The sequence below is a fragment of the Bartonella sp. AP57NXGY genome, from assembly GCF_042195805.1.
GTDB lineage: Bacteria > Pseudomonadota > Alphaproteobacteria > Rhizobiales > Rhizobiaceae > Bartonella.
Genome location: NZ_JBHIOZ010000012.1, coordinates 6536 through 12731, shown reverse-complemented (window position 1 = coordinate 12731; position 6196 = coordinate 6536). Strand labels below are relative to the sequence as shown.

Here is a 6196-nt window from a genome sequence, read left to right as displayed (position 1 = left end):
ACAGATTTTTTATCTTCACCAAAGCTTAAATCTTCAAAAATATCAAAAACCTGCACTGAATGAATAAGTTTTTTATCGGCTCCACTTGCCGCCCGAATAATAAGAGAAGAGGCAACAGTTTTATCCGCTATAAAGGCAAAATCACGCCGCACCATTTGAAAAGGTGAGAGTTTCAAAGGAGGACGGCTTTTGGTCGTTTTTTTCTTTGATTCTGGAATTCGATCTAGAAAAATTTCAAAGCCGCATAAAGGGCCACTGACATCTAACTTTTCTAATGTAGCAGGATGAAAAACACCAAAAAAACCAAGAATAATCTTTGATCCAAGTTTTATGACACCTGAACGACCAGGATGATACCAATCCGGTGCTCCAACTTCAATCTGCACTTTCCCAACATCCATATCGCATGCTTCTAAAATAGCTAAAGCATCTGCTTTGGCATCAAAAACATCAACGACGGTTGCATTTCCATTCCAAAAACGCCCAGCCCCTTTAAATTGCTCTGTTCCGCGACGAATTCCACTAACAACACGGTGTTGTTTATCAGGGGTGTCGCCCTCATAAATACTTGAAACTTCAAACAAAGCAAGATCGGAAAAACCACGATCAGCATTTCTTTGTGCCGCCATAATCAAGCCAGGTAAAAGGGAAGGACGCATCATTGACATATCAGCAGCAATAGGATTAACTAATTTAAGCTCTTCTTGACCTCCTCCAAAAGCAAGAGCTTGATTTTCAGAAATAAAAGACCATGTCACCGCTTCTTTCATACCACGTTGCACTAGAGCCAAACGTGTAGCACGTGAACGAATTTGTGCGCATGTTAAAATTTGATCTTTTCCTTCTGCAAAGTTTTCCAAAGGAATAGGTTTAATTTTATCTAACCCATAAATTCTCATAACCTCTTCCACCAAATCGGCTTTACCCATAATATCAGGGCGCCATGATGGTACTTTTACCGTAACGACTTCTCCTTTTCCTTCAACAAAAAATCCAAGTTTTGTTAAAATAGAGATGACTTTTTCAGGTTCTATTTCCAAATTTGTTAAACGTTTAATTTCAGAAAAAGGAAAAGCGATCTGTTTGATTTCTTGTTGCTGATAGCCAACGATCTTCTTTTTAGATACTTCACCACCACAAAGACGTAAGACCAATTCTGTTGCAATCTCAAGTCCTGTTTCTATAAAAGCCGGGTCAACACCTCGTTCAAATCGATAACGTGCATCACTAATAAGACCTAATGCTCTTCCTGTTTGTGCAATGCTTCGCGCATCCCAAAGCGCCGATTCAATAATAATGCGATGTGTTGTTTCATCACAACTCGTTCTTTCACCGCCCATGATACCGGCAATCGAAACAACCCCCTCGTCATCTGCAATGACACAATTCTTAGGGCCCAGATGATAGATTTTTCCGTTCAGTGCTTGAAGCTGCTCTCCTTCACGCGCGCAACGTACACACAAATTACCTTTAATTTTATCTGCATCAAAAACATGGAGCGGACGACCAAGGTCAAAACTGATGTAATTGGTCATATCAACAAGCGCATTAATCGGTCTCAGACCAATTGCATTCAAACGCTGTTGCATCCACTGTGGTGATGCACCATTTTGAACATTGCGCACTTCACGCCAAGCAAAACCTAAACATAATGATGAATCTTGCGAAAAATCTAATGAAACATCGAGAGGTGTTTCAAAGGAAGGATCAAATTTTGACAAGGATAATTCTTTTAATTTTCCCATTCCAGCGGCAGCAAGATCACGTGCAATACCACGAACACCTGTGCAATCGGAACGATTAGGGGTCAAACCAATATCAATAACCGGATCATCTAAACCAGCATAAGCTGCAAATGAACCTCCAATAGGTGCATCTTCTGGAAGTTCAATAATCCCATCATGCTCATTTGATAATTCAAGCTCCGCTTGTGAACACATCATCCCAAAACTTTCAACACCTCGGATTTTTCCTACAGATAATGTTACATCAAGTCCTGGAATATAAGTGCCTGGTAGTGCCAGAACACCAACAAGACCTGCGCGTGCATTTGGTGCTCCACAGACAACTTGAACAGGTGTGGAAGTCCCTGTATCGACTGATAAAATTTGAAGTTTATCTGCATCATGATGCTTTATTGCTGTTAAAACTTTTGCAATCACAAAACCTTTTAAAGAAGACCGATCATCAACGTAATCAACCTCAAGACCTATAGCGGTTAATTTTTCACAAATTTCATTCAAAGATGCATTTGTTTCTAAGTGATCTTTTAACCAGGACAATGTAAACTTCATTTTAAAACCTCACATGAAAGCGATGACTAAGATCACACATTTCTATTAGGAAAAAAAGCAGGCATATCAAAGCAACGAAAGCCATAATGGTCTAACCAACGCAGGTCAGCATCAAAAAAAGCCCGCAAATCAGGCATACCGTATTTCAACATGGCAATACGATCAATGCCCATGCCCCATGCAAAACCTTGATATTCATCTGGATCTAAACCAACATTTTTCAACACCTGGGGATGCACCATTCCGCATCCTAAAATTTCCAACCAATCCTGCCCTTCTCCGAACTTTACTTCTGAACCAGAACGATCACATTGAATATCTACCTCCATAGATGGTTCGGTAAAAGGGAAAAAAGAGGGACGAAAACGCATTTTTACAGAGGGAACTTCAAAAAATGCTTTACAAAAAGTTTCATGCAGCCACATCATATGTGCAATGGTGGAGGTTTTATCAATGACAAGACCCTCGACCTGATGGAACATGGGAGAATGTGTTGCATCCGAATCCATGCGGTAAGTTTTTCCAGGAATAATGATTCGTATCGGTGCTTTTTGTTTTTCTAGTGTGCGAATTTGTACGGGTGATGTATGGGTTCGCAATAATTTTCGTTCTCCCATTTTATCAACATCAAAAAAGAAGGTATCATGCATTTCACGCGCTGGATGCCCTTCAGGAAAATTCAATGCTGTAAAATTATAATAATCTGTTTCAATATCAGGTCCCTCTGCAAGAGAAAAACCCAACTTTGTATAAATGGCAATAATTTCCTCAATCACTTGTGAAATAGGATGAATGCGTCCCCGTTCTATAGGTGAAGAGCGAACAGGCAAGGTAACATCAACTGTTTCACGAGAAAGACGGGCATCCATTGCCTGTCTTTTCAGAAGATCACGCTTTTGTGCCCATAATTCTAAAATGCGATTTTTTAATCCATTAAGAACTGGTCCAACTTTATGGCGCTCGCCAGCATCCATTTTTCCTAATTCTTTTAATTTTTCAGAGATACTACCTTTTTTACCCAATGCTGCAATACGCACTTCTTCAAGTGCTTGTTCATCACCTGCTGCCTCTAAGGCTAAACAAATTTCTTGTTCCAGACGCTCAATATCATTCATATTTTTGCCTATTTTTTAATAAAGAAAAACCCGCACTCGCAATAGCCAGCACGGGACCTCGAATAAATGAATGCTTTAAGAGAACACAACTGGCTTATTTGACAGCGCCTTCGAAAGCATTAGGTGTCGTATCTTTTAAATATTCTAAAGCTTTTTTTGCCGAAGCAACTAAAGCAGAAAATGCTTCTGCCTCATGGATTGCTATATCTGAAAGAACCTTACGATCAACCTCAATACCGGCTTTTGATAAGCCATCAATAAAACGTCCATAAGTTAAACCTTCTGCGCGAACAGCCGCATTAATTCTCTGAATCCACAAAGCACGGAAAGTACGTTTCCTATTTTTGCGGTCACGATAAGCGTATTGCTTTGAACGATCAACCGCTGCTTTAGCTGCACGAATGGTATTTTTACGACGACCGTAAAAACCTTCAGCCTGTTTAAGAACTTTTTTGTGCTTAGCGTGTGCTGTCACACCTCTTTTCACACGAGCCATATTATAATCTCCTCAAAATCAAAAGCGTAAGGTTTAAATACCATTCGGCAAATAATGCTGAATGACTTTTTTAGCATCTTGTTCACACAAAACCATTGTTCCACGTGCATCGCGAATAAATTTATTCGAACGCTTAATCATGCCGTGGCGCTTACCGGCAGCTGCTACTTTAATTTTGCCTGACGCAGTGATTTTAAACCGCTTTTTAGCGGATGATTTGGTCTTCATCTTGGGCATTTTGCTACTCCGTACATTAATTTATTCAATCAAACATTTTATTCACTCAAGCGGACCAACGCTTGAACAAGCATTTAAACAGCCACGGCATGCCCTGCCGGGCGGCTCTTAAAGACGTTTTCATAAGCTAGTATACACAAAATAGCAAGACCGTATTACAAAAAAATCGGCGCTCCATTGCCGTGAAGCTCAACCAAAGGTGCTGGAATTGCATTTGTTTTGATGGCTGCTTTACATAAATCGGCAATAATGCATTGCGTACATTGTGGTTTACGGGCTTGACAAATATAGCGACCATGTAAAATCAGCCAATGATGCGCATGGCGAATATAATGAACCGGTATAATCTTTAATAATTTTTTCTCAACAATTTCTGGTGTTTTTCCAGGCGCCAAACCAAGACGATTGCTTAAGCGAAAAATATGTGTATCTACTGCCAATGTAGGCTGACCAAAAGCAACATTCAAGACCACATTAGCCGTTTTGCGCCCCACTCCAGGAAGGGCCATGAGTGCTTCACGCGTATCGGGTACTTGACCGCCATAATAATCAATTAAACAGTTGCAAAGCGCATAAACATTACGTGCTTTTGCACGCCAAAGGCCAATTGAACGGATATGATTTGCTATTTCTTCTTCCCCTAATGCAACCATTTTTTCCGGTTGATCAGCAAGGCAAAATAATTCTTTTGTCGCTTTATTAACGCTTACATCTGTCGCTTGAGCCGAAAGCACAACGGCAACTAAAAGTGTAAAAGTATTTATGTAGTTAAGATCACTCTTAGGTGTTGGGCGTTGCACAGAAAAACGGCGAAATATTTCCGCAATTTCATCTTTATTATACAATATACTAGATAAATTTCGCACCTTTGATAATTTTATGTTACTTTGAGGCATTGAACTCTCTTAAATCTTCTCTCTTGAAGTTATCATTCACGCTCGCCATATGAGAGGAGTGCAGCGAACACTTTTATAGAGTTGGTCAAGTAAAGCCGTTTTAAAGAGGATACTCATGAATGACACATGTGACGCCTTTCTCCAATCCTTTTCTTTTAGGGTTTGAAACCGTAGAAAAAATATTGCAACGTATCGGTAAAGCTGATGAGGCTTACCCAGCCTATAATATTGAACGTTTGCATAAAAGTGATGATGCAAATCATATCCGGATAACTTTGGCTGTTGCTGGATTTAAGATTAACCATCTTAATATTTTACTCGATGACAATCAATTGGTTATTCATGGTAAACAAACAGACAACCAAAATCATCAATATTTATATCGGGGTATAGCTGCGCGACAATTCCAGCGAACCTTTGTTCTCGCGGAAGGGATGCATGTTACAAATGCAGAGTTGAAAAATGGTCTTTTATCAATTAATCTGTATCAACCAAAATTAAAAAAAGAAATAAAACAGATTCCAATTAAAGTCAGTAGTGGTGAGTCATAAAAGTTAAGGCGTAAAGGAACAGTGAAATGGGAGAACACAAACAAAACTTGTCGTTTCAGAACACATCCTACTCTGATGCGGGACAGATTGCCTATTTAAAAAAAGTTTGTACAGATGATCTGGCTAAAAACTTTCCAGATCTTCCACCAATGACCCCAGGCATTACGATATGGGCTCTCTTTGGTGAAACAGGTTATCCTATCATTTTATCCGATGAGCGTTCTATCGCCCTTGCTGGAGCCAATGAGCATGAACTACAAATTGTAACTCTGCACTAGATTACCTTACGAGAAAAAGCTGTACTCTTTATAAATTCTATCTATTTTTTCGTAAAGGGTGTAATGTGAGTTATAATTAGATTAAGTATTGATTTATATTCATAATTAATTTTTTACAACTGGAATGAGAGTCCCGAATATCATAAGGTTCTCTCATTTGAGATCTTCTTATATTGAAACAATTAAAGTCACTTGCTTGATGTCATAAGCAGGGAGAGCCATGTGGATAAAAACACTTGAAGAAAGGAATAAAAATATCTCTTTTTAATTGTCTCAATTACCAAGGACGTTCACGATATGGGGATAAAAAAATGTATGATGGTGTCAGT

At 39.2% G+C, this 6196-nt stretch carries 7 protein-coding genes; 2 read left to right on the top strand and 5 right to left on the bottom strand.

The window, feature by feature from the left end:
- From pheT to nth, 5 genes are all read right to left on the bottom strand, one after another.
- Positions 1–2294 (bottom strand): phenylalanine--tRNA ligase subunit beta (gene pheT / locus ACFIL8_RS03075; RefSeq protein WP_375688880.1); only part of this gene is annotated, 2294 nt, incomplete at its 3' end.
- Between the two features lie 32 nt (positions 2295–2326).
- A complete protein-coding gene (gene pheS, locus ACFIL8_RS03070; RefSeq protein WP_375612817.1) occupies positions 2327–3409 on the bottom strand; it encodes a phenylalanine--tRNA ligase subunit alpha in 1083 nt (360 codons plus the stop codon).
- 94 nt (positions 3410–3503) lie between these two features.
- Positions 3504–3905, bottom strand: a complete 402-nt coding sequence (gene rplT / locus ACFIL8_RS03065) for a 50S ribosomal protein L20 (RefSeq protein ID WP_012754515.1) — start codon at positions 3903–3905, stop codon at positions 3504–3506.
- A 33-nt stretch (positions 3906–3938) separates the two neighbouring features.
- Positions 3939–4142, bottom strand: coding sequence for a 50S ribosomal protein L35 (rpmI, locus tag ACFIL8_RS03060; protein ID WP_183193590.1), 204 nt, complete (start codon positions 4140–4142; stop codon positions 3939–3941).
- A gap of 155 nt (positions 4143–4297) precedes the next feature.
- A complete protein-coding gene (gene nth / locus ACFIL8_RS03055; protein ID WP_375611411.1) occupies positions 4298–5038 on the bottom strand; it encodes an endonuclease III in 741 nt (246 codons plus the stop codon).
- A gap of 119 nt (positions 5039–5157) precedes the next feature.
- On the opposite strand from nth, the gene ACFIL8_RS03050 reads away from it, so the two are divergent.
- Positions 5158–5589 (top strand): Hsp20 family protein, encoded by a 432-nt coding sequence (locus ACFIL8_RS03050; protein ID WP_375612819.1) that lies wholly within the window; start codon positions 5158–5160, stop codon positions 5587–5589.
- Positions 5590–5615: 26 nt separating this feature from the next.
- Positions 5616–5867, top strand: a complete 252-nt coding sequence (locus ACFIL8_RS03045) for a DUF1150 domain-containing protein (RefSeq protein ID WP_012754519.1) — start codon at positions 5616–5618, stop codon at positions 5865–5867.
- The last annotated feature ends 329 nt before the right edge of the window (positions 5868–6196 follow it).